The organism is Kitasatospora sp. NPDC001603 (genome assembly GCF_040298365.1).
Taxonomy (GTDB): Bacteria; Actinomycetota; Actinomycetes; order Streptomycetales; family Streptomycetaceae; genus Kitasatospora.
In genome coordinates this window covers 1-25,815 of record NZ_JBEPAA010000026.1, presented here as the reverse complement: position 1 = coordinate 25,815, position 25,815 = coordinate 1, and the positions used below count along the sequence as shown (strand labels likewise).

The 25,815-nt window shown below is 73.7% G+C and carries 23 protein-coding genes; 5 read left to right on the top strand and 18 right to left on the bottom strand.

The genetic code is table 11. From position 1 onward, the window contains the following. Positions 1-4: 4 nt before the first annotated feature. The 3 genes from ABT263_RS18190 to ABT263_RS18180 form a co-directional block, all read right to left on the bottom strand. Entirely contained in the window at positions 5-868 is an 864-nt protein-coding gene (locus ABT263_RS18190; protein ID WP_352291386.1) for a phytanoyl-CoA dioxygenase family protein, read from the bottom strand. Continuing rightward, complete coding sequence (locus ABT263_RS18185; RefSeq protein WP_352291385.1) at positions 865-2,019, bottom strand: 2,5-dihydroxypyridine 5,6-dioxygenase NicX family protein; 1,155 nt, start codon at positions 2,017-2,019, stop codon at positions 865-867. Before ABT263_RS18185 ends, ABT263_RS18190 begins: the two co-directional genes overlap by 4 nt. Before the next feature lie 161 nt (positions 2,020-2,180). Beyond that, positions 2,181-2,309: a hypothetical protein gene (locus ABT263_RS18180; protein WP_329486296.1), complete on the bottom strand. Its 129-nt coding sequence runs from the start codon at positions 2,307-2,309 to the stop codon at positions 2,181-2,183. A 248-nt stretch (positions 2,310-2,557) separates the two neighbouring features. Between ABT263_RS18180 and ABT263_RS18175 the strand changes: the two genes are divergently transcribed. Beyond that, entirely contained in the window at positions 2,558-2,707 is a 150-nt protein-coding gene (locus ABT263_RS18175) for a hypothetical protein (protein ID WP_352291384.1), read from the top strand. Between the two features lie 77 nt (positions 2,708-2,784). After that, a complete protein-coding gene (locus ABT263_RS18170; RefSeq protein WP_352291383.1) occupies positions 2,785-4,092 on the top strand; it encodes a cytochrome P450 in 1,308 nt (435 codons plus the stop codon). A 76-nt stretch (positions 4,093-4,168) separates the two neighbouring features. Here the strand turns inward: ABT263_RS18170 and ABT263_RS18165 are convergent, their stop codons facing one another. Further along, entirely contained in the window at positions 4,169-4,729 is a 561-nt protein-coding gene (locus ABT263_RS18165; RefSeq protein ID WP_352291382.1) for a hypothetical protein, read from the bottom strand. A 132-nt stretch (positions 4,730-4,861) separates the two neighbouring features. Here ABT263_RS18165 and ABT263_RS18160 point away from each other — a divergent pair, with 132 nt between their 5' ends. Beyond that, positions 4,862-5,218 (top strand): DUF6234 family protein, encoded by a 357-nt coding sequence (locus ABT263_RS18160; RefSeq protein ID WP_352291381.1) that lies wholly within the window; start codon positions 4,862-4,864, stop codon positions 5,216-5,218. Positions 5,219-5,249: 31 nt separating this feature from the next. Here ABT263_RS18160 and ABT263_RS18155 read toward each other — a convergent pair whose 3' ends face one another. The 3 genes from ABT263_RS18155 to ABT263_RS18145 all read right to left on the bottom strand — a co-directional run bounded on the left by ABT263_RS18155 (position 5,250) and on the right by ABT263_RS18145 (position 7,863). Next, positions 5,250-6,335, bottom strand: a complete 1,086-nt coding sequence (locus tag ABT263_RS18155) for a restriction endonuclease (RefSeq protein ID WP_352291380.1) — start codon at positions 6,333-6,335, stop codon at positions 5,250-5,252. A 257-nt stretch (positions 6,336-6,592) separates the two neighbouring features. Further along, positions 6,593-7,030 carry a hypothetical protein gene (locus ABT263_RS18150; RefSeq protein WP_329486290.1) on the bottom strand — a complete coding sequence of 146 codons (438 nt, stop codon included), beginning with the start codon at positions 7,028-7,030 and terminating at the stop codon, positions 6,593-6,595. Positions 7,031-7,185: 155 nt separating this feature from the next. Continuing rightward, the gene (locus ABT263_RS18145) at positions 7,186-7,863 is read right to left on the bottom strand and encodes a macro domain-containing protein (protein WP_352291379.1); all 678 of its coding nucleotides are present in this window, start codon (positions 7,861-7,863) and stop codon (positions 7,186-7,188) included. A gap of 272 nt (positions 7,864-8,135) precedes the next feature. Between ABT263_RS18145 and ABT263_RS18140 the strand changes: the two genes are divergently transcribed. Continuing rightward, positions 8,136-9,776 (top strand): ADP-ribosyltransferase domain-containing protein, encoded by a 1,641-nt coding sequence (locus tag ABT263_RS18140; protein ID WP_352291378.1) that lies wholly within the window; start codon positions 8,136-8,138, stop codon positions 9,774-9,776. A 133-nt stretch (positions 9,777-9,909) separates the two neighbouring features. Here ABT263_RS18140 and ABT263_RS18135 read toward each other — a convergent pair whose 3' ends face one another. The 11 genes from ABT263_RS18135 to ABT263_RS18085 all read right to left on the bottom strand — a co-directional run bounded on the left by ABT263_RS18135 (position 9,910) and on the right by ABT263_RS18085 (position 23,432). After that, entirely contained in the window at positions 9,910-11,367 is a 1,458-nt protein-coding gene (locus ABT263_RS18135; protein WP_352291377.1) for a M1 family metallopeptidase, read from the bottom strand. 125 nt (positions 11,368-11,492) lie between these two features. Further along, complete coding sequence (locus tag ABT263_RS18130; protein ID WP_329486286.1) at positions 11,493-12,011, bottom strand: nucleoside 2-deoxyribosyltransferase; 519 nt, start codon at positions 12,009-12,011, stop codon at positions 11,493-11,495. 101 nt (positions 12,012-12,112) lie between these two features. Further along, the gene (locus ABT263_RS18125; RefSeq protein WP_352291376.1) at positions 12,113-12,733 is read right to left on the bottom strand and encodes a class I SAM-dependent methyltransferase; all 621 of its coding nucleotides are present in this window, start codon (positions 12,731-12,733) and stop codon (positions 12,113-12,115) included. 25 nt (positions 12,734-12,758) lie between these two features. Further along, on the bottom strand, positions 12,759-14,663 hold the full coding sequence (locus tag ABT263_RS18120) for a hypothetical protein (RefSeq protein ID WP_352291375.1): 1,905 nt from the start codon (positions 14,661-14,663) through the stop codon (positions 12,759-12,761). 115 nt (positions 14,664-14,778) lie between these two features. Further along, complete coding sequence (locus ABT263_RS18115) at positions 14,779-16,155, bottom strand: MFS transporter (protein ID WP_352291374.1); 1,377 nt, start codon at positions 16,153-16,155, stop codon at positions 14,779-14,781. 82 nt (positions 16,156-16,237) lie between these two features. Then, entirely contained in the window at positions 16,238-17,479 is a 1,242-nt protein-coding gene (locus ABT263_RS18110) for an ATP-grasp domain-containing protein (RefSeq protein WP_352291373.1), read from the bottom strand. Then, positions 17,476-18,657, bottom strand: coding sequence for a DegT/DnrJ/EryC1/StrS family aminotransferase (locus ABT263_RS18105; protein WP_352291372.1), 1,182 nt, complete (start codon positions 18,655-18,657; stop codon positions 17,476-17,478). The genes ABT263_RS18110 and ABT263_RS18105 overlap by 4 nt, the downstream gene beginning before the upstream one ends. Beyond that, complete coding sequence (gene blsG, locus ABT263_RS18100) at positions 18,654-19,820, bottom strand: arginine 2,3-aminomutase (RefSeq protein ID WP_329486280.1); 1,167 nt, start codon at positions 19,818-19,820, stop codon at positions 18,654-18,656. Before blsG ends, ABT263_RS18105 begins: the two co-directional genes overlap by 4 nt. 202 nt (positions 19,821-20,022) lie before the next feature. Further along, positions 20,023-21,126, bottom strand: a complete 1,104-nt coding sequence (gene blsF, locus ABT263_RS18095; RefSeq protein ID WP_352291371.1) for a CGA synthase-related protein — start codon at positions 21,124-21,126, stop codon at positions 20,023-20,025. Then, positions 21,114-22,103: a cytosylglucuronate decarboxylase gene (gene blsE / locus ABT263_RS18090; RefSeq protein WP_352291370.1), complete on the bottom strand. Its 990-nt coding sequence runs from the start codon at positions 22,101-22,103 to the stop codon at positions 21,114-21,116. The genes blsF and blsE overlap by 13 nt, the downstream gene beginning before the upstream one ends. Positions 22,104-22,175: 72 nt before the next feature. After that, positions 22,176-23,432 (bottom strand): hydroxymethylcytosylglucuronate/cytosylglucuronate synthase, encoded by a 1,257-nt coding sequence (locus tag ABT263_RS18085; RefSeq protein WP_352291369.1) that lies wholly within the window; start codon positions 23,430-23,432, stop codon positions 22,176-22,178. A gap of 320 nt (positions 23,433-23,752) precedes the next feature. Here ABT263_RS18085 and ABT263_RS18080 point away from each other — a divergent pair, with 320 nt between their 5' ends. Then, entirely contained in the window at positions 23,753-25,393 is a 1,641-nt protein-coding gene (locus tag ABT263_RS18080; RefSeq protein ID WP_352291368.1) for an ATP-binding cassette domain-containing protein, read from the top strand. Positions 25,394-25,815 lie beyond the last annotated feature (422 nt).

Genomic DNA, 25,815 nt, shown 5'->3' with positions numbered 1-25,815 from the left:
CCTCTCAGAGCGTGGGGATGCGGACGCCCGCGTCGGTGGCTCCCTGGGCGAACCAGGCCGGGAAGCTCTCCGGGTAGCGCATCCGGGCGATCTCGGCCAGCCGGGGGATCAGCCGGGAGACGCCGTTCATCGTCCGCATCGAGTCCACGGCGATCTGGCTCAGGAAGCGGTGGTTGTCGCGCACATGGGGCCGGGCGTAGCTGAAGAAGACCCCGAACTTCTCCCGGCCCGGGTCCCGCAGGACGGTGGTGCTGGTGTGCATCAGACGAGCGTTCCACATCACGACGTCGCCCGCTCGGGTATCGACGCGTTCGCGGAGATCCGACTCGCCCACCGTCCGCGCCGGGATGTCGAACTCCGGTTCGGTGGTGCCGTATCCGTCGAAGGACATCAGGTGCGAGGCGCGCACCACGTCGATGCCGCCGCCGCCGACCGGGTCGTTGTCCTGGAGGTACAGCCCGCACTGGACGTGGGCGAACCCGGGCTCCCAGACGTACGAGGCGGTCGGTCCGACGAAGGTCGCGTCGACGTGCCAGGGGACGTACACGTTCTTGCGCGCCGTGCAGTTCGGGTACAGCACGGGGTGGTCCTCGCCCAGCAGTTCCTTGGCGGCGCGCACCACGCGCTCGCGCAGCACGATGCCGGCCAGGAAGTCGTCGGCGAGGAAGTCGCTGGTGAGCATCTCCTGCGAGCCGGTGCCCGTGAGGTAGCCGGAGCACAGGGCCCGGGCGCGCTCGACCTCCGGGGCGTCCAGGACGCCGCGCAGGATCACGTAGCCGCGCCGGGCGAAGTCCTCGGCGGAGACCTCGGCGGACGCTCCGGCGGCGGGCGCGGGGGCGACCGTGGCGGTGCCGTTCGCCGCCGTCATCGCTGGACCCGCACCGGGCTGCCGGGGACGACGCACGCGGCCAGGCCTTCGAGCTGGCCGTAGCCCAGGCCGCAGCAGTCGCCGGTGATGTCCTCGTCCAGGGCGTCCGCCGGGTGCTCCGCGTCGGTCGCGGTGAAGGTCTCCAGGTCGATCGGCTCCGGATCGTCGTCGACCCAGACCAGCGCGCCGGCGGTGATCAGGTCGAGGTGGACGTCCGCGATGTACGGGACCTTGCTGACCCGCTGGTTGTGCTGGCCGAAGCCCAGGTGGACACCGCAACGCCGCTCGTTGATGTGCGAGTTGGCGGTGATGAACTCGTCGATGCCCCGGTTGGTGCCCAGGCCGAACTCCCCGACGTTGCGGCCGTAGGGGCTGTTCAGGCAGAGCTGGAACATCGCGTCGAGCTCCGGGTCGGCGCAGGTCAGGGAGATGGCCTGGCCGTTCTCGATCTCCACCCGGACCGGATTGGCCGCCAGGCTGGCGTTCAGCGGGGTGATGATGTTGGCGTTGAACGCGCCGTCCGCGACCAGCACGCCGTCGACCGTGACCGGGTACGTCGCGACCTCGCCGGCCGGCAGGATGGTGAAGCCGCCGGGCCGCCAGACGCCCCGGTTGCTGATCCAGTGGTACTTGTCCGCGTCCAGCTCGATCGTCAGGTCGGTGCCGCCCCGGCTGGTGACCCGCACCTTGCGGGCCGGCTTCACCCGCTCCAGCAGCGTCGCGTTGAACCGGGTCAGCTGCGCCGGCGCCAGGTTGAGGGACTTGGTGAAGAACGCGGTGGAGGCGCTGATGATCCGCAGGATCATCGTGCGGTCGCCGCCGAACCTCCGCATCGCGTTCTCGAAGACGTTGAAGTGCGACATGGTGTCGCGCTCCAGGGTGAGGATCACCAGACGGCCCGGCAGCGTCTCCGGGTCGGGGAGCACCGCCTCCAGGCGCCCGGCGAACTCCGGGTCCTCCAGCTTGCGCATCGGGACGATCGGCGCCGTGAAGCCCCGGTGCCGGAGCGCGAGCGCCAGCCAGGCCGCCGGGTCGCGGCTGTCCGGGGTGTAGGTGATGACGAAGGTGTCGGTGCTGTTGACGAGGACGTAGTCGTCCAGCAGGACCTTGACGCCCTGCTGGACCTTCTCGTCCGGAATGACGAAGTTCATGGTCGAGCTCCTCGGATCGACGGGGACCCGCCGGGCGGATCCGCAGGCGCACATCGCGCACGGACGGTAGGGGTACGGTGCGGCGGACGAGGCAGGGGCACCCGTCGCCCGGCCGGAGGAGATCCTCCGGCGCGGTGCGGCGAGTGCCCCTGCCGGCACTGCTAGTTGTTGTAGAAGGTCGAGTACGAGACCTTCCACGCCACGTCGCCGAGGCCGTCCTCGTCGACCTCGGCCGGCTCGGCGGCAGCCATCGTGTTGACCAGTTCCTCAAGCTCCTCGAACGCGGACATCGCAGTCTCCTTCGGCTGGTGGTCGTCAGCGGGCTGCTGACTGGTCCCATGCTGTGGCCCGGGTCGGAGCGGGCGGTAGTGGTCACTTCCTGCACCCCCGAAGGCCTGGCCTGAACCGGCCTCCCGGCGCCCGGACGGACTGTCCCTGCCATGTCGGCCCGAGGCCGGTGCAATCTGCTGACCAGCCCGGAAAGCCCCTGTATACAGGTTTCCGACACCCATGCCGCACCCCCCCCGGAGGCAGGACCATGAGCAACTTCGCTGGTACCAAGGCCGGTTCGGACATGCGGCGGTCGCCCGCCCGCCTCGCGGCGACCGCCGCCGCCCCGGCCGCCGGGAGCCGCGGGGCCTCGGGCGACGACGACGGCTTCGGCTGGCAGGTCGCGCCGCGCTCCTGAACGCCCGCGGTCCGCGCACCTCACGCACGCCTCACGCACGCCGCCCGAGCCCGTCGCGTCGCAGGAAGGAACGAACGGTGACTCACCCCGAATCCGCACCGGAGGTGCTTCGCTACCCCTTCGGGGAGCCCCACCTCCTCGACCTCGACCAACGCTACGCCGGCCTGCGGGACACCGAGGGGCTCGGCCGGGTCGAGGTCAGGGACCTCGGTCCGGCGTGGCTCTGCTCCCGGTACGCCGACGTCCGCCGGATCCTGACCGACAGCCGCTTCGGGCTGACCCCGCCGGCCGACCCGGCGACCCCGCCCGACGGAGCCGGTCCGGCCGCCGACGCGGCCGCGCGCTGCCCGGTCGCCGCCACCGGCGCGAACACGGCGGCAGCACCCGGGCGGGAGCCGGCGCCGACCTCCGCGCAGGTGACCAGGGTGACCAGGGGCGGCCTCAAGCCCCGGCAGATCGAGCGGCTTCGCGGGGCGGCCGAGAAGACCGCCGACGAGCTGCTGGACCGGCTGGGCCGGCTCGACCCTGGCGGGCCGCCCGGTGCCCGGGCGACCACCGATCTGATGGCCGGATTCGTCAAACCCCTTGCCGCCGAAGTCCTTTGTGAACTGCTCGACATACCCGCCGGGGAACGCCCCGGGGTGCGGGCCAGGCTGCTGGGAGCGGCCACCACCGCGTCGCCCCCGTCCGGGGCGGACCACGAGGACCGGCGCGCCCTCGCCCGCCGGCTGGCGGAGCTGATCGCCGCCCGCGACCCGGCCGGGCGGAGCGCCGACGACCTGCTGAGCGCCATGATCCGGGCCCGCGGCGAGGGCGAGGAGCGGCTCTCCGACCGCCAACTGGTCACAGCCGCACTGCGGTTGCTCCTGCCCGGGCTCCAGAACACCGTCCTGATGCTGTCCAATTTCGTCCGCGCGCTGATGCACCACCGCTCCGAGCTGGAGCGGCTGCGCCACCGCCCGGACCTCGTACCCTCCGCCGTCGAGGAACTGATCCGCTTCACGCCGTTCCACAGCACCTCGACCTTCCCCCGCTACGCCTCAGAGGACATCGAGGTCGGCGGCACGCTGATCCGCCGCGGCGAGGTCGCGGTGGGAGCGCTCTGCGCGGCCAACCGGGACGAGCGCGCGTTCACCGACCCGGACAGCTTCGACATCGGGCGCGGCGAGAACGCCCACCTCGGCTTCGGCATGGGAACCCACCACTGCCCGGGCGCCGCCCTCGCCCGGATGCAGCTCCAGGTCGCCGTCGCCGCCCTGGCCCGCCGGGTCGACGACCTGTACGTCGCGCCCGTCGCGAACACCCGGTCGGTTCACGACCCCGGCGGCCGCGTCATCGGCTGGTTCGACCCGCTGCCCGCGACCTGGTCCGCGATCCGGCCCTGACCCCGCCCGCGCCCCCGGGGGCGGACCCGACTCGGGTCCGCCCCCGGGGGCGCGTCCGTGCTACGCGGCGTCCGTGCTACGCGGCGGCCGGGCAGGTCATGGCGATGGTCGGGCTGCCGCCCGCCTCGATCCACTGCCTGCCCTCGTAGGTCTGCGTGCCCTGCGCGTACTCGTAGTAGAAGTAGAGGACGCCGAAGGCGACGACGGAGGGGCTGTGGCAGTCGGACTCGGGGGTGAACCGGTAGGCGAGCCGCACGCTGCGGCTCTCGCCAGGGGCGATGGGCACGACGGGGGCGGTCATGTTGAAGTACGACTGGGTCTGCTCGAACCCGCACGCGCTGGCGTCACCGGTGCAGGAGACGAACTCCGGACGCGAGCCGGCCGGGGTCGGTGAGGTCTGTTCGGAGGCGTAGGTCGTCACGTAGAGGAACCGCACGTCACTGGACTGGTGATTGGTGAAGGTCACGGTCAGCGTGCCGACCTGGCCGGGAGTCACGACGGGGTGGTCCACGCTCAGGGTGAACGACGGCGGGGGCTCGGCGGCGGAGGCCGGGTGGCCGAAGCCCAGCAGGCCGAGGAACAGGGCGATGACGGCGATGAGGCGCACGCGCCTCAGTGCGGGGGCGGGTATACGCATGACGGTTGAGCGTAGGGAAACGATGCCCGTCGCGGCAGCCCCGCCCGGCGGATCCGGCCATGATCCCGCCCGCGCCCGGAGATGAGTACGGGTACTCAGGAATCCGGCCGGGCGGCTTGGCAGAATCGCCGGATGGACGAGACCCCCTCCCGCCCCGGGCGCCTGCGGCGGCCCGCGCGCACCGGCACCGGGGCCGATGTGGCCCTGGGCCTCCTCCTGCTGCTGCTCGTCGCCGGGGCGCTCGTCGCCCGGCTCTTCGACTCCGGCATGGAGGGCTGGGCCCGGTCGTACGACGGCCCGGCCGGGCAGGAGGCGATCCGCCGCCTGCACCGGCGGGACGGCGACTTCATCGGCTACGAGACGGCCACCGTCCTCGTCCTGGCGGCCGTGGCCGCCTGGGCCCGCCGCCCCTGGACGGCGGCCCTCCTCCTGCTGGCCACGGCGGCCCTGGTCGCGGCCCTGGTGGCCCAGGCCCACCTGTCGGCGTGACGCCGGAGGCGGGGGCGGAGGCGGGCGGGGGCTACGCGTCCTCGACCTCCAGGCCGTAGGCGACGACGGCCTGGTGCAGTCCTCCCTGGTAGCCGGCGAGGGCGGGGGTGAAGTCCCAGTTCCCGACGGTGTCGCGGTCGAAGCGGCCCAGGCGCATCGCGGTGTTGGTCTCGGCGCCGTCGGCCAGGTGCACGACGGCCGGGGCCTGGTCGGCGCCGGCTTCGAGGATCAGCGCCGGTCCGGCGAACCCGGCCATGGTGGCGCTCGGACGGTTCGCGGTGTCGGCCGCGGCGACGATGACGAGCCGGTCGGCGTCGGCGGGGAGCGCGTCGAAGTCCACCATCAGACAGGCGTTCGCGTCGCCGTAGCCGGTCACCAGCCGGACCGAACCGTCCGGCGTGGACGCGTTGTTGTAGAAGACCAGGTGCTCGTCCGACAGCGCCCTGTTCCCCTGGCACACCAGGGCGGCGATGTCGTACTCCTCCTCGCCGGTCCAGTGCAGGAGGAGCCGGGCGGGCTCGGTGGCCAGCTCGATCCCGGACAGGCCGTCGCCGCCCTGGTCACCGGCACCCTCATCGGCGCAGTCGTGGTGCGCGGCCGCGAACACCTCGTGGAAACCGTGGTGCTTGAGCAGGCCGACCAGTTCGGCGCCGTTGATCAGGGTGATGGGCTTGCCCGCCACGAACTGGTGCGAGCTCGGGCCGAACCGGCTGGTGGTGACCAGGACGCCCTTCGTCGCGGCCCGGTCGTGCTGGAGCGTGCCGTAGAGGTCCCGCACGGCCGACGGCGTGACGGTGTCCCGGTACCGCTTGACCTGCACGATCACGTTTCCGCCGCGGAAGGGATCCGTGTCGATCCCGCGCACGTCCACCCCGCCGTCCCGCGAGCGGGCGGTGAGCTCGACCTTCATGCCCATGGCCTCCATCAGCCGGGCTATCAGCTGCTCGAACTCGACCGGGTCCATCGCCAGGAGAAGCTGGAGCTCGCGCACCCGCTTGGCCATCCGGCCGCGGTTCGCGTTGGTGTCGTCGCGGAGGTGGCGGAACAGCATCCGCTGGGCGTGCCGCTCGCTGGTGTCGGGATTGCTGAGGCGATGGAGCTTCCGGCTCCGGGGCATACGGTGCTCCCTTGCAGGGGTGGCTGGTGGGGCAGGCGTGACGGTGGACGACTCGCCGACGCGGCGTCAGTCGTGTGTCGCCACCGATAGTAGGGCCTGCGCCTGGACAGCTCCTGCGAGCATGAGCATGACTGGCGGTCATTCAGTTGTCTTGTGGGCGGAGGGAGTTGGATGAGCGGCCCTCGAACGGCGGGGGCCGGTGGCAGATCGGTCCGGCCGTGGTGGGGGCAGGTCCTGCCGGACCCGGCCGAGGAGGGTCAGGCGTTGCGCTTGACCGCGAGGAAGCCGGCGGTCTGGCCGGCCGGGGCCAGGTTCTCGCCGGTGCCGTGGGGCTCGGCGCGCAGGACGGTGCCGGCGAGGGTGGTCCGCTGGTTCACCCCCGTGTCCCAGTGGTGCAGGATGATGCCGTCGTAGTCGTAGTGGAAGTCCGAGATCGGGGTGCCGGGCCGGCCCTTGCCGGTGAGGGTGAAGGCCACCGGCGAGGAGCCCGACACCTGGCCGGTCATGACCATGGCCTCGGCCTCGGTGCCCGGCGGCGCCGGGAAGACCAGCAGGCCGCTGACGGTGCCGTCCGGCGCGGCCGTCAGTCTCAGCTCCAACTGCGCGAACCGCAGTCTGTTGAAGTCCTGGACCGGGTCCGGCAGCTCCAGGAAGCTCCGGTAGGTGTAGGTCCCGGTCAGCTCGGCCGCGTCCATGGCTCCTCCTGAACGGTGCGACGCCATTCGGTCCCCCCTTCCAGCCTGCCGGGGTCGGCCGGACTCCGCGAGCGCGGCGGGGCGGACCGGGCCGGCCCGGCGGCCCGTCCGGGCGCTCGTCGTCACGGAGGGTGCAGGGGAGCCGGGCGCCCCCGTCAGCGGCGGCCGGTGCGGCGGGCGGGCGGGGTGATGCGTATCCGCTGCGCGGGGGGCGCGCTCTCCAGGTCGTGGAGCTGTGCGGTGATGGTGGCGCGCAGGTCGTCGTCGTCCTCGAAGGCGTGGTCGTTGAACAGGGTGTAACCCGTCCACATCAGGTTGGCGCAGACGCGGGCCGGTACCCGGCCGGTCCGGGCGCCCATGCCGACCAGGGCGACCGAGCGGATGCTGCCCGGCGCCGCCGTGTTCTGCCGGTGGACGGCCTGGAAGGCGGCGGCGCAGGCCAGGGCCACGTTCAGGGTCTCGCTCACGTTCTGCGAGGACTCCTGCATGGTCGGAGCGGAGATCAGGAATTTCGGATTCGTGGCGCCGGAGGGCACGCACACCGCGCTCCCGACCGGCAGCGCCCCGGCGAAGCGGTCCCGGATCGCCCGCTGCACGCGCAACTGGATGCCGGCGCCCAGGTGCCGCTTGACGGCCGCGTCGACCCCGCCGTCCATCCGGCCGCGCGAGTTGGTCGGGCTGACCCAGGCGTCGACGACCTCGTCGAGGATCGACCCCTGGCGGATCTCGATCTCCGGAGTGTCGGCGAACGCGGCTCGCCAGGCCTCCACGACCGGCGCGTTGATGTCGGTCAACACGACCCTGAGCGGCGTCTGCGGGCGATCGGTGGTCATGCTCCACTCCCCTTCGGGACACGGTTCCTCGAACTGGTGACGACGCTATCGCCGACCACTGACAGGGCGACAACGGGTGCGTGCCGCACCGGCGGTGCGCGGAGGCGGGCCGGGCGGGACCGGACGGCCGACTGTCGGACCGGGCAGGTACAACAGTGGAGTCCGCCGCAGAGGTGACGGGCCCTCATCGAACGACCGCCGGCACCCGGCGGTGGTCCGTCCGGCCGCCCCGTCACGTCCGCCGAACCACGGCTGTACGGAGTCACACCACCATGAGCGATGCCCACGCCCCCGCGCCGTCCGCCCCGACCGACCCGAGCGACCCGAGCGACCCGCTGGCGCTCGCGGAGCTCTTCAAGGGCGGCGGCGAACCGTGGCTTCCGCTGCTGAAGCCGGTCATCGAGGCCCAGCCGGACGCGGCCGCGTTCATCGGCCCGGGGCGCGGCCCGGAGGTCGTCCCCGTCCGCGAGCTGACCTTCCAGGCGCTCAAGCCCAACGCGCCGCACAAGTGGAAGGTCGTCGTCTTCGGCCAGAACCCCTACCCGCGGCCGGAGAGCGCCACCGGCATCGCCATGTTCGACAACACCTTCCACGACTGGAAGGACAGCCAGTTCGGCCGGGTGGTCAGCATCCGCTGCATCATCAAGGCGGCGGCGATGTGGAAGCACGGCATCCCCAAGAAGACGCCGATCGCCGACATACGCGGGCTGCTGAAGGAACAGGACACCGTGCAGCCGCCGGAGTGGTTCCAGGCGATGCTCACCCAGGGCGTGCTGCTGCTGAACGCGGCACTCACCGCGAGCAGCGACGGGTCGACGGCGACCGACCGGCACACCGCGTTCTGGCGCCCGGTCGCCGAGCGGATCGTCGAGGAGATCCTCCGGGCCAAGCAGGACGCCGAGGACGAGGAGGACCGGGGCGTCGTCTTCGCGTGGTGGGGCGCGCACGCCCGCAGCCTGAAGAAGGTCGTGCTCCGGCTCCAGCAGAAGTACCCCGGGGTCGAGGTCCGGCACATCGACCACGCCAACCCGGCCGCGCAGGGCGACATCTTCTGCGACGGCGACCACTTCGCCATGGTGAACGCGGCGCTCGCCTCGCTGGGCGCCGAGGGGATCGACTGGCTGCCGGCCAAGGGGTGGAACGAGGGCGCGGCGCAGGGCGGCGGGGTGGGCGGCGATCTCGCCGAACGCATGGGCGCGTTCATCACCTCCACGATGGAGCTGCACCAGCTCTACCTGGAGCGGCTCGCGAGCGTCAAGGACGAGGGGCTCGTCCTGCCCGCGATCACCGGGGTGTTCGACACCCCGCTGATGGACTTCCGCGAGGCCGTCGCCCCGGTGGCCGCGCTGCTGTCCGGTCTGGACCGGCACGTCGAGCGGTCGCACGCCTTCGGCCGCGGGCGGGCGGAGGAGGCGGCGGCCGGCGGGCTCTCCGCCGAGGCCATCTCGGCGCTCTACCTCTACACCTGCGAGTCCGCGTTCTACCGGGAGATCAACGCCATCCTGCGCGCACCGGACCGGAGCCGGGTCGTGCCGTACCTCCCGTACCTGCGGCTGCTGTTCTCGGCGGTGTCGCAGCTCCCGGCCCGCACCGAGCCGCTCTGGCGCGGGGTCTCGCTGGACCTGCGCGCCCAGTACCCGCTCGGACGGACCGTCACCTGGTGGGGCGTCTCCTCCTGCACCTCGGAGCTCGGCGTGGCGAAGGGGTTCCTCGGCAGCCGGGGCAGGCGGACGCTGTTCGAGGTGCTCCCCGTCCGGGCCGCGGGCATCCAGCGCTACTCCGCGTTCACCGGCGAGGAGGAGTTCATCCTGCTGCCGGGCACCCAGCTCAAGGTGACGAACGTGAAGGCCGAGCGCGGCGGCCTGTGCACCGTGACGCTGACGGAGCTGGAGGAGCAGAGCCTGGTCTCCTGACCGTGGCCGGGCAGGAGCCCGGGCGCGGCCCGGGCTTCTGCCGAGCGGCTCCGGGCTCCTGCTTGAGCGGCTCCGGGCTCCTGCCGAGCGGTCCCGGGCTCCTGCTTGAGCGGCTCCGGAGCGCCGGGGCCGTTCAGGCGCCGATCCGGTGCGCCGCCCAGAACGGGGCCAGGTCCTCCGTAGCGGCGGCCCCGGCGGCGGCCAGGAACGCGGGGGTGCCGCTCACGCCGTACCAGTGCGCGCGGGTGTAGCCGCGGAGCAGGCGGGCCATCGCGTCCGCGCCGATCAGCCGCCGCAGGTCGTGCAGCGCGCAGGCGCCGTAGTCGTAGACCACCACCCCGTACCGGTCGGGGTGCTCGTCCCAGTAGGCCATGCCGTTGGTGATCCGCTCCTCGGGGGCGGACCAGGCGACGCGGCTCCAGCAGTCCGCGCCGTCCCGGCCGAGGGCGAGGTCGGTGGCGTACTCGGCGAAGGACTCGTCCAGCCAGGGCTGGTGGTACTGGTCGTCGCCCACGATGCCGTACCACCACTGGTGCGCGATCTCGTGGACGAGGGCGGTCGTCTTCACCCGGTCCAGGACGAAGCCCGGGTACTCCATGCCGCTGAACCAGAGGTCGTCGTCCAGCACGACGTCCAGCTCCGCGTACGGGTAGCCGCCGAAGGCGCGGGCGTGCGTGTCCAGCGCGGACACGGCGACGTCGAGCATGGTCCGGGCGTCCGCCGCGCCGACTCCGGCCACCGCGTGCACGGCGACCCTGACCCCGCCGGCCGAGACCGCGGAACTCCTCTCGAACGGGCCCGCGGACCAGGCGAAGTCACGCACCTGCCGGGCCGTCGCCGTGGTCACGGTCCGTCCGGCGGCGCCCGGGCCGTCGGCCGAGCTTCCGGAGGCCGGGACCCCTAGGGCCGCCGGGTGGTCGAGCACCACGGTGAAGTCGGCGGCCAGCGCGTAGAAGGACTCCCCGGTGTCGGTGAACGGGTCGAGGTGCCAGCCGTCGGCGTCCCGCACGGCGAGCACCGGCAGGGCGTTGCCGAAGTGGCTGTACGCCCCGTGCCGCCCGAACCGCCCGGCCTTGTCCGCGAGTTCCGGTGCCCTGAGCTCGAGGTCGAAGCCGATGCTGTGGCGCCCCCCGGGGCGCAGCGGGGCCGGCAGGGCGACCCGCAGCACCGTGCAGTCGGCCGACAGGGTGGCCGCGGTGCCCCCGACCAGGCGCGTCACGGTGACGGCCGGCGCCGGGCAGCCCCCGTGGGCGTTGCCCCACAGCCGCAGGTGGACCTCGGGGAGGGGCTGCGCCGAGACATTGGTGAAGCTCACCCGCTCGTGGCCGGTCCAGCGGGCGCCCGAGGAGTCCCCGGTCAGCGCGACGGTGTAGGCGGCCGCCGCCGGTGTGCCGGCCGGTTCGGCGGACCGCTCCCGGCCGGGCGGGGCGAAGCCCGTCGCGGTGGCGACCAGCGCCAGGCAGGCGAGCAGCGCGGCCAGCAGCCGGCCCGGCGGCCGGCCCGGTGGGCGGCCCGCGGGGGCCGCCCGGGAGCCGTGGCCCAGGGACGGGCCCGGGGACGGGTCTGGGGACGGGTCTGCGAACGGCCCCACGGACGGGCCCGGGGCGCCGGCGGACGGCGGCCGTCCGGCCGGGCGGTGCGGCGGCACGGCCGGACGGGTCCCGTCCCGGCCCGGGGGGCGGGACGGGACGGGACCGGGAGTCGGTCGGAGGACGGTCACCGGGCGCCGCTGCCCTCCCGCTGCCGCAGTACCGCCAGGTCGACCGCCCGGTCGACGGCCGCCAGGCCGGCGGCGAGGTCCGTGTGAACCACGTACTCCACCGAGGCCACCGTGTGCAGGCCCTGGACCAGGAAGGTGTACTCCCGGTCGCGCTCCAGCAGCAGCACGATCGGCTTGTCGAAGGCGCTGGCCCAGCCGATCTCGATGTGGGTGCCCGGCGAGGCCGGGTGGCCGGGCAGGGCGACGAACACGTCGGCCTTGCGGATCTCGTCCTGGTCGAGCTTCGTGCACTGCTCCGGCCGCATCAGCTCCGCCCCCCAGGCCTCGCGGCGGTGGGCGTTGTGAACGGCGAGCCCCTGCGACTCGAAGTGCTTGATCAGGATGTCGAACGGGGCCCGCGACTCGGCGGACATCTCTCCGGTCTCCGGGTCCAGGAGCTGGATGAACGGGCCGGCGAGGAACACCGACCGGATGCCCAGGTCGGGGCGGGAGCCGTTGGTCAGGGTGATGCTCATGGGGGAGGTACCTCCGGAACAGCGCCGGTGCGCGGGGTGGGTGGGGGCCGGCCGGCGGGGCGGTCACGGGCCGGACCGGCCGAGGGGGAGCGGTGGACCGGTCAGTCCTTGAGGAAGCACTGGATGAAGGCGTCACCGCTGGTGCCGCCGTGGGTGTACTCGGTGGTGTCGTAGGCGACGAAGGGGTGCCGCTCGACCCGGATCGAGCGGAAGTGCGGCAGGTACTGCCAGCGCAGCTCCGGCTTGGTGCTGAAGAAGGGGATGAACACTCCGCCGGGGCGCAGCACCCGGACGACCTCGGGCATGGTCCTGGCCCACAGCTCGGCGTCGGTCCAGACGTCCATGTCGAGGGCGGGGTCGAAGAACATCCCGTCGATGCTCTCGGACGGCAGCTCGAAGATCCGCTGGAAGAAGTTGCCGCGCTCGATGGTGAGGTTGCCGGGCAGCTCGGGGTGGCGGGCCCGGAAGAGGTCCTCGACCTCGTCGAAGAGCTCCAGCACGGTGTGCCGGCGGGTCGCCGGGTTGCCCGCGATCCGCAGCGCGGACAGGCCGAGGCCCAGCCCCACCTCGTAGAAGTCCTGGCCGTACTCGCAGAGCATGTCCGCGCTGGCCCACATCAGGTCCCGCTCCCAGGCCTGCATGGCCTGCTCGCCGCCGATGCTGAGGGTCACCTCGCCGTTCTGCTCGATCAGTTCGATCGCCGGCTTGGTCTGGCTCTCCATGGTTCTCCTTGCGTTGTGCGGTGGGTCAGGCGCTGCGGGGGACGACCCCGAAGTGGCGCCGGGCCGTCGAGACGGCGAGGTCCTGCACGGCGAACACCGTGAAGTAGTAGGCCTGCGGGGCGGTGTCGGCGGCGAACCGCACACGGAACCCCACCTCCTCGGGCCGGCCGCCGGTCAGCCGGAGCCGGGTGGTGACCGGCTCGACCGTGGTGTCCTCGCGCAGGTAGCTCGGGACGAAGAGGCCGAGGCGGACGGGGCCGCTCCGGGCCGCGGTGACCACGGCCCGGATCTCCAGCACCCCGCCCTGCTCGACCTCGTCGGGGGCGTGGGCGAGCAGCGCGGGGGAGTCCGGGAGCCGGAAGGTGACGTCGCCGCAGCGCATGCAGACGGCGCAGGTGGTGTCCAGGATGTGCGGGAGCAGGCCGCGCCGGGTGAACTCCTGGGCGGGGCGGCCGCAGTGGCAGGTGACCTCGCGCACCTGCGGGTCCAGGCTGCTGCGGTCACCGAAGTGCGCGGGGTAGTTCATCAGTTCGTGCTCGGGGTTGGCCGCGACCTGTTCGGTGATCACGTGGTCGAGGGACTGCAGGTCGGCCGTCAGCGAGCCGTGGATCTGCTCGGGCGACTGGTCGGCGAGATGGGTCGGCCGCGCCACCCAGAGGTCGACCTTCCGGGCGAGCCTGGTCAGCCGGGGCCGCAGCGGGTGGTTGTGCGGCAGCAGCTCCGAGCCGAGGTAGGCGGTGAGCCGGGCGCCCACGGTGAGCAGCAGCGGGTCGGGGCGGTGGTCCGCCGGGGCGGGCGGCGGCGGGGTGTCCTCCGGCGCCGCCGGCAGCCCGAAGCGCATGAACGCCGGGTACGGGTGCGAGCCGGCCAGGCTGGCGTTGAGGGTGTCGACGGAGTCCGCGCCGACCAGGGCGCCGTGCATCCAGGCGACGTTCTCCGGCCGGTCGGAGTCGTGCACCGACACGGCCGAGACCACCGTGCGGGCCGGGCCGTCGAGCGCGTTCAGCAGCAGCTGGTACTTGGGGTCGTACAGCGCGAGGTCCGCGAGCGGGCCGCTGTTGCACGCGCTGAGCACCAGCTCCACGGCCTCCACCCGGTTGAGCGGGACGAGCTTGTCCTCGGGCTTGTAGCAGGGCAGTCCGTAGGCGCAGCGCGGGCCGAGCAGCCCGGGCACGGCCGCGGCCGTGCCGTTGAGGCCGCAGATGGTGAACTCGCCGAGGTTGACGCTGTCGTCCTTGCCGTGCCCCTGGAAGGCCACCCGCCGCCACCGGGTGCCGAGGATCCGGGCCTGGATGTCCTCGCGCTCGAAGTCGCGGTCGTCGAAGACCTGGACCCCGGGCAGCCGGGGCGGCCGGTCGGTGTCGGTGAACAGGCCCAGCGCGTCGACGTCGAGGGCCGGTTCGGCGTACTGCTTGGCGATGTTCCAGCCGACCGAGGCGTCGTCCCGGCCGCTCAGCAGCGTCAGCCCGTGGCGTCGGCCGCGGTAGGTGTCCAGCAGCAGGTCCCGGACGGGGTCGAGGGTGAGCCGGTCGTAGCGGCCGACGAGCAGCAGCGAACCGCTGTGCCGCGCCCGGAACGACGCGACGTCCGCCAACTCCTCCTCGGCCACCCATGTCCGGGCGAGCGGTCGGGCCAGCTCGGCGAGCCCCTCGGGCAGCTCGGCCGCGCCGAGGACGATCCCGAAGTCGAGCGGGTGCGGCTGCCGCCGGCCGCCGTACAGCCGGCCGGCGAGCTCGACGCTCTGCGCCAGGTCGGCGCGGTCGTCGGTGGGCACCGGCACCGGCAGGAGCTGCGGGGAGTCCAGGAACTCCCGCACGGCTCGCGGTAACTGGTGCCGGGTGACGGTGCGGAACAGGGCGGCCGGACCGGGCAGGTCGGGCCGTCGGTCGGGCCGTCGGTCGGGCCGTTGGTCGGCGGGGGCGGCGTTCATGGTGGACCACCTCTGGGGCGTGGGAAGGACGGATGGGACGGCGGGTGCGACGGGCCGGCGGACCGGCGGACCGCTGCGCGGGCGGCCGGGGGGCCGCGGCCGGCGGGTCCGGCGGTCATACCGCGCACTCCACCATCGGCGCCGCCCGCCGGGTCAGCAACCCCCGGCAGGCGAAGGCCAGTGCGGCGGCCGCCAGGGCGGTGCCGGTCGCCACGGCGAACACCGCGCGCGGCCCGAGCGGGTCCATCAGCAGCCCGCCGGCCTGCTGGCCCAGCGCGTCACCGAGAACGGTGGCGAGCGAGGCCCAGGTGAACGCCTCGGCCAGGGACCGGCCGTCGGCGATTGTGCTCACCAGGGTCATCTCGGTGGCGGAGACCAGCGCGATGGGTGCGCTCCCCACGGCCAGCGCCAGGGCGAGGCCGAGCTGGGAACCGGCGAGCAGGGTCAGACCCGTCCCGAGGGCGTAGGCCAGCAGTAGCCGGGGGAAGCGCGTCTGCGGCGCCACCTCGGACTGCGAGCGGCCGAGCCAGAGGGCGCCCACGGCGCTGCCGACCCCCCAGCACGCGTAGACCACGCCGGCGCCGCCGGGAGCCCCGTGCCGGTCGACGAAGGCCGGGATGGCCAGGGTCAGCAGGCCGATGGGCACCGCGGACAGGGCCATCACGGCGGTCAGCGCCAGCAGCGCCGGCTCCCGCAGGGGGCCCAGCAGCCGGCGCGGGTCACTCCGGTCGGCGGGTCCCCCGGCGGCCGGGGACCGGGACGGGCCGGTGTCATGGTGGGCCGTGCCGGCGCCGTCGGCACGGGTGCCGGCGGCGCCGGGGCCTTCGGTACCGGGCGCTTCGGGGCCGCGGCCTCCGGTGACGGCGGCTTCGGTGACGGCGGCTTCGGTACCGACCGGCAGCCGGGTGTGCGCGAGCCCCAGCGTGCCGAGGCCGCCGATCACCGCGACCGTGGTGAGCGCCAGGCCCGCGGAGCCGACCAGCATCAGCGCCGCCAGCATCAGTGGCGCGCTGATCACCAGCACCTCGGTCAGCAGGGCCTCCCAGAGGTAGGCCGTCTCGCGTTCCTCCTCCCGCAGCGGCAGCCGCGCCCAGAGCGAGCGCATGCAGGCGTTCGCCGGCGGCAGCACCGCCCCGGCGACGACCGCCGCGGCGGGCTGGGCCCAGCCACCGGGGTGGGTGAACCACACCAGCACGGTGAGCGCCGCCGGGTACGCGAGGGCGGTCGCGGTCAGCACCGCCGCCCGTCCGCGCCGGTCGAGGTGGCGGGCGATCAGCGGACTGCCGAGCGCCATCCCCAGCGTGTACAGCGCGGCCACCAGGCCGGCCTGGGCGTAGCCGCCGCCCTGCTCACGGACCGTCAGGACGAGGGCCAGCGACATCAGGTAGACCGGCAGCCTGGAGACCACGCTCCACCAGGCCGGCCCGGCCACCAGGGGTCGGGTGAGCAGGTCGAGGAAGCGACGGGGCAGGCCGCCGGGGGGGAGGGTCACGCGGTCGGTCTCCGTTCAACAACCGTACGGGGCGGCGGAGTCGGGCGCCGGGCCGCTGCGCGGGCGGCCGGCCCGGCGGGGGTCAGCTGGGGACGGCATCGGCCTCCCGGGCCGGTACCACCTCGATGGTGAACCGGTCGAGCACCTCGCGCATCCGGGTCTCCACCTCCGCGACCGACCCTCCCACGACATGGGCGTACCCCGAGGCGTTGTGCGAGGCCCGGCGGGCCGCCACCCGGTCACCGGCACCGACCTTGAGGACCGCGTCGACCACCCCGGGCAGGCCCAGGAGCTCCTCCCGGGAGGTGATCCGCCGGATCGTCCCGGACCCGGGCAGCGGCAGCAGCAGGTCGCCCGCGCAGCGGCGCTCGCGGTAGTCGAGCTCCGGCCGGCGGCCGAGGTAGACCGCCAGCGTCGCGCCGAACACGTCGAAGCCGTACGCGTGCCCGTGGTTGGCGGGGATCTCGCAGCCCGCCAACCGGACACCGATCTCGCCCGCGTACACCTCGCCGTCGATCAGGAAGAACTCCATGTGGGCGTACCCGTGGTCGATGCCCATCCCGGTGATGACGCGCTGGACCAGCGCCCGCACGTCGACCGCCGGCCCGTCGCCGGTGCCGACGCTGATGTTGGCGTTCATCGCGCCGTCGACGATGTCCAGCGGGCGGCAGGGCATCGCGCTCGGCCAGGCGTCCAGCACCTCGCCGCCGAGCACGATCGCGCACACCTCCCACTCGGTGCCGCCGAGGTGCTCCTCGACCATCCAGCGCCGGGCGCCGAGGTCGATCCCGGCGAGGTCGCCCGGCCCGGCCAGCCGGTAGGTGTCCACGCAGGCGAACGAGTCCACCGGTTTGAGCACCACCGGCCAGCCGTGCCGGTCGGCGAACCGCCCGATCTCGGCGCCCGACCGTACCCGGGCGAACTCCGCTGTCCGCAGCCCGAGTTGCCGGAAGCGCTCCTTCATGACGGCCTTGTCCCGGACCAGGGTCACCTGCTGCTCCGTCAGGTGCGGGAGGCCGGCGAGCGCCGCGAACCGCTGGGCCACCGCCTGCCGGGGCTCCGACGGGTTGCAGAACCGCGTGGGCGGTACCGGCAGCCCCGCCGCCCACTGCCGGTACCGCTGCGCCTCCTGGGCCGGCGCCGCGCCCTCGCGCACCCAGAAGGCCGGCAGGTGCGCGGTTTCGAGGAGGTAGTCCTCCGAGAGGTCCTGGCGCGTCTCGGCGAACCGCAGCAGGACCAGCCGGTCGGCCAGTTCCCGGGCGGCGTAGCGGGTGAAGGAGGACGGCCGGTCGTCCACCATCAGCAGCACCTCGGTGTCGTTCACACCGACTCCAGCACCTGGCGGACGGCCTTGGCCGCGAGGGCCTGCTCCTCCTCGGGCAGTTCCGGGGAGAGCGGTACGCACAGCGTGCGGTCCAGGACGTCCCTGGTCCGGGCGAAGCCGTCGTGGCTGAGGGCCAGGGGGGCGTCGGGGGCGTGGTTCCACGGGAAGCCGTCGCGGTAGAGCGAACGGCGGCCGGTGAGCACCGGGTGGTCGGGCAGCAGGTACTTCCCGAGCGTCCAGTTGGCGATGCCGGCGGCGCTGAGCGCCGCCACCGCGGCGTCCCGCAACTCCCGGCTCTCGCAGCGGAACCGCAGACTGACCTTGACGTCGCCGGCGGCCCGCGGCCGGACCTCCAGGTCGGGCCGGTCGGGCAGCTCGCCCATCGCGATGGCGTACATCCGCTCCAGCCCCGCGAGCAGCTCGTCGAGGTGCCGGAACTGCTGGCACTGGACGGCCGCGACCTGCTCGCTGGTCACGAAGTTCTCACCGAAGTGGGCGTCCTGGTTCCACGTCGGGTAGTGGCCCGGCACCCGGGCCGAGCCGTGGTCGTGGTAGCAGCGCATGGTCGACCAGGCGCCCTCGTCGTTGGTGACGAGCAGGCCGCCCTCGCCCGAGGTGAGGACCTTGTTGTGGTGGAAGCTGAACGTCCCGGCGTATCCCGCCGTGCCGACCTGCCGGCCGTCGGGGAAGCGGGCGCCGAGCGACTGCGCGCAGTCCTCGACGAGGTACGGCACCCCGGCCGGCAGCGGGGCGACGGTGCCCTCCATGTGGGCGACGACCACCCGCTGCGCGTCGGGCGGCACCAGCGTCGGGTCCATCGAGAGCGAGTCGTCGGCGTCGACGAGTACCGGGATCAGGCCGCAGGACAGCACCGCGCCGGCCACCGCGACGAAGGTGACCGCGGGGATGTACACGAGGTCCCCGACGGCGGGGCGGGTGGAGATCAGCGCGAGCCGCAGCGCCTCCGTGCAGTTGTGGACGGCCAGCGCGTGGCCCGCGCCCAGCCGCTCGGCCGCCGTCCGCTCCAGCCGGGAGGCCATGCTCTCGGTCTCGGTCTGGTAGCGGAAGAGGACCTGGTGCTCGATCACCTTCCGCAGCTCCGACATGTCGGACCAGTCGAGGTAGTTCGCGCCGTAGGGCAGGAAGCGCTGCCCGAGCCGCTTGTCGAGTGAGCTCATGCGGTGTCCGACTCCGTGATCGGCTGCGCGGAACCGTCGACGACCATCTCCTGGCCTCGGTGGTTGCGGAGCAGCAGGCCTTCGGGGATCTGGGTGTAGGAGGGCGGCGGGATGGGGATCTTGCCGATCTTCGTGGTGAGGACGTACTGGGGGACGCCGAACCCGGTGATGTGGCCCTGCAGGCCGGCCATGATCTCCCAGCCCTTCTCGACGGACGTCATGAAGTGCGAGACCCCGGTGACGTTGTCGCAGTGGTACAGGTAGTACGGCCGGACCCGGATCCGCAGCAGCTCGGTCATCAGCGTGCGCATGGTGGCGACGTCGTCGTTGATCCCGCGCAGCAGCACCGTCTGGTTCCCGACCGGGATCCCGTGCCGCAGCAGGCGGTCGACGGCCGCCGCGGCCTCCGGGGTGATCTCCTTCGGGTGGTTGAAGTGGGTGTTCAGCCAGACCGGGTGGTACTTGGCGAGCATCGCGCAGAGGTCGTCGGTGATCCGCTGGGGCAGCAGCACGGGGAACCGGCTGCCGATCCGGATGATCTCCACGCTGGGGATCGCCCGCAGACCGGCGATGATCTCTTCCAGCTTGCCGTCCTGGTAGGAGAGCGGGTCGCCGCCGGTCAGCAGGACGTCCCGGATCTCGGGGTGGTCGGCGATGTAGCGGAGGTCCTCGTCGTAGGAACCGCCCTCGTCGTCGCGGAAGTAGGTGCCGTCGACGTCGGTCGTGTGGAACTTGCGGGTGCAGTGGCGGCAGTAGACCGGGCACGCCTCGGTGATCAGCATGATCACCCGGTCCGGGTACTTGTGCACCACCCGGTTGGTCTTGCGGTAGAAGGTGTCACCGACCGGGTCGACCTCGGCGCCGGGGAACTCCATCAGCTCGCCGAGCGCGGGCACCGCCTGCTGCCGGACCGGGCAGCTGGGATCGTCCGGGTCCATCAGCGAGGCGTAGTACGGGGTGACGCTCCAGCGGTACTTGCCCGCCACCCCGGCGATGGCCTTCTCCTCGTCGGGGCTCGGGTTGATCCACTGACGGGCCTTGTCGAGGGTGGTGATGCGCCGACGCATGTGCCAGCGCCAGTCGTCCCAGTCGCTCTCCGGGACCCTGGGACGGATCAGTTCGGGGCGGGTGACAGCCGTGGGTTCGCGAAGGGTGTCGGACATGGCGGCTCCAGTACGACGCGGTCGACGGGTGTGAGGGTGGTGCTGAGGGTGCTGAGGGTGGGGCTGTGGAGGTGGCCGGGACGGGTGGGGCCGGACCGGCGGCCGGACTGGGTGTGGGGATCAGGACGGGGCCGGGGCCCGGGTGGGGTCCGGGGCGCGGATCGGTGCGCGGATCGGTGCGCGGATCGGGGCGGGCGGCGGCTCACAGCGGAGCCAGCGCGAGTTGGCGCAGCGTGCGGGCGACCCGCTGGGCGCCGCGCAGGTCGTCCAGGGCCGGGTCGAGCAGGTGCCACGGGCCCGCGGCGGGTGCGCCGCCGGCGCCGGACTGCGCCCACAGGCCCGGATCCGCGGGATCCTCGGCCGAGGGCAGGGGCAGGACGCCGGCGAGCTGCTCGGCCAGCGCGCGCTGGGCGGGTCCGAGCGCCGGTAGCAGGGCCAGCGGTGCCCGCCGCGCCTGGGCGAGGGCGAGCGCCCCGAGCACCGGGGAGGCCAGGAACACGGCGGCCTCGGCGTGCAGCGCGTCCGGGTCGGCCTCGGCGGCCCGGCCCAGCCGCAGGCCCGGACGCCCGGTGAGGCCGCCCAGTGCGGATCGCAGCAGGTCGAGCCCGGTGTCGGCGACCACGGTGCAGCTCCCGGTGCGGTGCAGCGCGGCCGCCACCAGGGCGGGCAGCGCCGCCTCGGCGAAGGCCGCCGCCTCGGCGGCGGGGACGCGCCAGAGCGAGAGCAGCAGCAGGGTGCCCGAGCGGGACCGGCTCCGGCCGGTGCGCTGCGGCGCGAGCACTCCGGTGGGCCGGACGCCCCGGCCGGCGGGCCCGGCCGCCGGCAGCCACCCGGGCCGGTGGACCCGCCCCAGGGCGTGCTCCGGTGGCGCGTCGGTCTCCGGGCTGTCGGCCGCCGGGCTGTCGGCCGCCGGGGTGCCGGTCGGCAGGCGCTCGGTCGGCACCCCGGCGGCCGGGTGGCCCGAGATCAGGTGCACCACCGGCACGCCCAGGCCCAGCAGGTGCTTCGTCCTCGCCACGTCGTCGCAGACCAGTGCGGCGACCGGCGGAGGATCGACGTCCTCGGCGCCGACCGGACGGAGGTCGCCGAGGTGGGCGGCCACCCGCCGCAGGGCGAGCGTCGAGTCCAGCTGGTCCGGCCGGGCGCTCAGCAGCACGCGGGGGCCGTGCGGCGAGCCCTGGGCCGCCGCCGAATCCGGGCGGTCGGGCGCGCGCCGGGCGGGCGTGACCGGGTCGGTGCCGGTGTCCAGGGGTGCCGGTCGGTCGGGTGCGGCCGGAGCCTGCCGACCGGAGCTCAGTAGTGCCACGGGCCCACCGCCCCCAGCCGCGCCACGTCGTCGCTGTATCCGGCGGCGGTGGTGGAACACCCGTTGCACACCGCGGGACCGCGTTCGCGGAACCACTCGGCGTGGGCCCGGAAGACCGGGGTGTCCAGCTGGATCACCCCCTGCTCCCGCAGCGGGGCGCCACCCGGCCCGTCGTCGCCCTCCCGGTGCGGGATGCAGCTGCACGCGTACATCCGCCCGTACTTGCCGTCGACGTAGATGACGTCGTCCGCGACGTGGCAGAGCGGTTCGGCCGCGCGCGGGGTGACGGAGTCGGCGAAGTACCGCTCCTGCTCCTGCGGGGTGTCGCCGTAGAAGCGCTTGCCCATCGGGACGAGCAGCGCGGCCGGATCGGCGTCGTAGACCGGATCGCAGACGCTGCGGACGTGGTCGGCGTCGGGGTAGGTGATGCTGCGGTCGAGCTTGAGGGCGGACAGCTCCCACTGGCGCACCCCCGCCCCGGTCAGGACCTCCTGCAGTGCGGGCATCTCGGTGTAGTTGTGCGGCCCGACGACGGTGTTGACCCGGGGCAGCACGCCGAGTTCCGCGGCGGCGCGCAGACCGGCGAGCCCGCTGTCGAACATCCCGGGCGAGCGCCGGTAGACGTCGTGGGTGGCGCCCGAGGAGCCGTCCAGGCTGACGATCACCTGCGCCAGGCCGGCCGCGGCCAGCGGGGCGGCCATCCGGGGCAGCAGCGACCCGTTGGTGATGAGGGACATCCTCATCCCGGCGGCGGCGCCCGAGCGGACCAGCTCCACCACGTGCGGGTGCATCAGCGGCTCGCCGCCGGTGAACCGGACGTAGCCCACGCCGGCCGCCCGGGCCTTGGGCAGCAGGTCGTCGAAGTCCTCGCGGGAGAAGCGGAAGGTGTCGCGGGAGAGTGCGAACTCGCACATGAAGCAGTCGGCGTTGCAGGCTTCCAGGATCCGGATGAAGAGGTAGCGATCACGTGCACGCACGGAGGGGGGACCTTCCAGACGACTCACGGGACAGGCGGGGCGGGTGACGGGCGGTGCGCCCGGGACGGGCGGTCAGACGGGCCGGTCCGGTGCGGCCAGGACGCCGAGCAGGGCGTCGGCCACCTGGACCGCTCCGCCGGTGCCGACCGCGGTGGTGAGCGCGCCCCAGTCGTCGACCGCGGTGGACCGGCGCAGCGCCGCCAGGACGCCGTCGCGCAGGGCGTGGCGGACGGCCGGGCGGTCGTCGCCGAGCGCGGCCCGCCCGATCGAGTCGTAGATCAGCTCCAGCGCGTGGTCCTCGCCCTCGGAGCGCAGCGCCAGCGCCTCCTCCTCGACGAGCACGTCCTTGGGCCAGAGCACCCGCAACGGGGCCCCGAGCGCCTGGCCGTGGTAGCGGCCGTTGAAGATCTGGCTGAGGTTCTGCGGCGGCAGGCAGACGGTGGGGACGCGCAGGCCGCCCGCCTCCAGCAGGGTGGTCAGCCCGGGCGAGGTCAGCAGGACGTCACTGTCGGCCAGCCGTTCCAGGAAGGCGCCGTGGCCGAGCGGGCCGGTGGTCGTCCGGGGCGGGGCGACCGACTCGTCGACCAGCCGGCCCGCCAGCTCGGCGGGCAGGTTGCCGGCGATGTGCACCTCCTCGACCCCGTGGGCGGCGAGGGCCTCCAGGGCGGCGGGGACGACCAGGCGCGGGTAGTGCTCCGGATCGCCGAGCGTCGGCGCGCGCAGCCCGCCCAGGCTGACCAGCGCCCTCCGGTACGGGCGGCGGGGGCCGGCGCGGCGGTGGCCGGTCGCCGGATCCGGGCCGCGGGGCCCGGCGATGACCGCCTCGACCCAGCGCAGCGCCCGGGCGTCGGCCAGCACGTCCAGGCACTCGGGCGGCAGCTCGACGCTCTTCTGCGCGCAGTACACCGTGGCGTCCAGCGGCAGCGCGGCCCGGTCGCCCTCGGACCAGAGGAAGGGCAGGCTGTCGACGAACACCGTGGGCACCCCGGCCGCCAGCAGGGCCGTCGCGGCGGCGCCGTCCAGTACGACCACGGCGGCCCGCACCCCCTGGGACCGCACGAACTCCTCGACGGCCGGGGCCAGTCGCCCGGGATCGGCGGGCAGGTCGTGCCAGGCGTCCACCGCGTGCTCGGCGAGCAGCGGGCGGCCCAGCCCCGAGGCCAGCCCGACGAACCGCAGGGGAGGGGTGGGCCGGTCCCGCAGGGCGGAGAGCACGGCACTGAGCTTCCCCGAGCTGCCCCAGCCGAATTCCGCGCCGACGAGTGCGACGGTGGCCGGACCGGACCGCGAGCTGTGGTGGTCGGAGTGCGAAGCGAGATCGGACGGCATGGGATATCTCTCGCCTTCCTGGCAGGGCCGGCAGGGTCGGAATCGGAAGGAGCGCGGCGGCGCGGACGAACACGGGGAACGTCGGAGGGAGATCACGCCCGCCCTGCGGTTCCGCTTCCTTCGGGTACAACCGTTCCGCAGATCACGGAATGGCACAAGGCCTTTATCCGGCATTCCGACTTGCGAGTGAATTGCGCGATCGAGCGACTAACGATGATCCGATGAACGGGAGTTGATGATCCACCAGGGCGGCCGTGCCCGCTCCGGAGCGGCACCGAAAATGGATCGCCCACCGAGTGTCCGGCCGCTACAATCCGCGCATGGGCTACCTCGAAGCCGCCAGTCTCGGTCATGTTCTCGCCGACGGTCGCGAGCTCTTCCACGACGTCTCGTTCCGTGTACCGGCGGGCGAAACCGTCGCGCTCATCGGCGACAACGGCGCGGGCAAGACCACCCTGCTGCGCATACTCGCGGGAGAGATCCCCGCGCAGCGGGGGTCGTTCCGCAGCCAGGGCGCGGTCGCGGTGATGCCGCAGTTCATCGGCAGCCTGCGCGACGACCGGACGGTCCGGGACCTCCTGCTCACCGTCGCGCCACCGCCGCTGCGGGCCTCGGCCGCCGCCCTCGACGCGGCCGAGCTCGCGATGATGGAGGCCGACGACGAGCCCACCCAACTCCGCTACGCGCAGGCGCTGGTGGACTGGGGCGAGGCCGGGGGCTACGACTACGAGGTGCTCTGGGACACCGTGACGGTCGCCGCGCTCGGCACGCCCTTCCAGGTGGCCCAGTACCGCGAGGTGGCGACGCTGTCCGGCGGCGAGCAGAAGCGGCTCGTCCTGGAGGCGCTGCTCCGGGGCCCGGCCGAACTGCTGCTGCTGGACGAGCCGGACAACTACCTCGACGTGCCCGGCAAGCGCTGGCTGGAGGAGCAGCTCGCCCAGACCCGGCAGGGCGTGCTGCTGATCACCCACGACCGGGAGGTGCTGAGCCGCACGGCCGGCCAGGTGGTCACCCTGGAGGGCGGCACGGCCTGGACGCACGGCGGCGGGTTCGCCACCTGGGCCGAGGCCCGCGAGGCCCGCTGGCAGCGCGCGGCCGAGGTGCGGCAGCGCTGGAGCGAGAAGCACGAGCAGCTCAAGGAGCTGGTCCGGACGCTGCGTCAGCAGTCCTCGATCAGCGACGAGATGGCCTCGCGCTACCACGCCGCGCAGACCAGGCTGGCGAAGTTCGAGGAGGCCGGGCCGCCGCCCGCGCCGCCGCGCCGCCAGCGGGTCGCGCCGGACCTGCGCGGCGGCCGGACGGGCGTCCGGGCGATCACCTGCCAGGGGCTCGAACTCAGCGGCCTGATGAGGCCGTTCGACCTGGAGGTGTTCTTCGGGGACCGGGTCTGCGTGCTCGGGTCGAACGGGTCCGGGAAGAGCCACTTCCTGCGCCTGCTGGACGAGGCCGGCGGGGAGGCGGCCGGTACGGTGGCGCACACCGGCGAGTGCCGGCTGGGCGCACGGGTGCGGCCCGGGCTGTTCGCCCAGACGCACCGGCACCCGGAGTGGGCCGGCCGGACGCCGGCCGAGATCCTGGGCGCCGGCGAGGGCGACCGCCCCGGGCTGGACCTGGAGCGCGCGATGTCGGCCCTGAGCCGGTACGGGCTGGCGGGCGCGGGCCGGCAGAACTTCGAGACCCTGTCGGGCGGCCAGCAGGCGCGGTTCCAGATCCTGTTGCTGGAGCTGGCCGGGGCGACGCTGCTGCTGCTGGACGAGCCGACCGACAACCTCGACCTCATCTCGGCCGAGGCGCTGGAGGAGGCCCTGGCGGCGTTCACCGGGACGGTGGTGGCGGTCACCCACGACCGCTGGTTCGCCCGGGTGTTCAGCCGCTTCCTGGTCTTCCGGGCGGACGGCCGGGTGGTCGAGGCCGACGAACCGGTCTGGGACGAGGGGCGGGTCAGCCGCGTCCGGAGCTGACCCCGACCGGCCCGCGGCGGCCGCGCCCGGCGGCGCGACCCGCTGTGCCCGGCCGACCGGAAGGCCGGCGCGACGGTCGATGGAAAGACCTGTGGTAAGCCCGTCCCGCCGTCCGTGTCCGGCAGGTTGATCTCCGTACGCCGGAATTCGAGCGGACCCGGGCGGCACGTCACCGGCCGAAGGGCGGGGCGTGGTGCGGCGCCCCGGCCCCGGGACGGGAACGGGGGGTCCCGGGGGAGAAGGCGGCCAGAGCGTAGGGCGCGAGTGGCTGAAAATCAATACTAGTGCTACGTTCCTCAAAGCAGGTATACGTAGCGGCGTCGTAGTTGTCGGATTGGCGGAGCTGGACGGCCCCATATCCAGGGACGGGCACGTGCGTTGAGCTGGGCTGTGGCAAGCCGGGTGACCTGGGCGATCTCGTC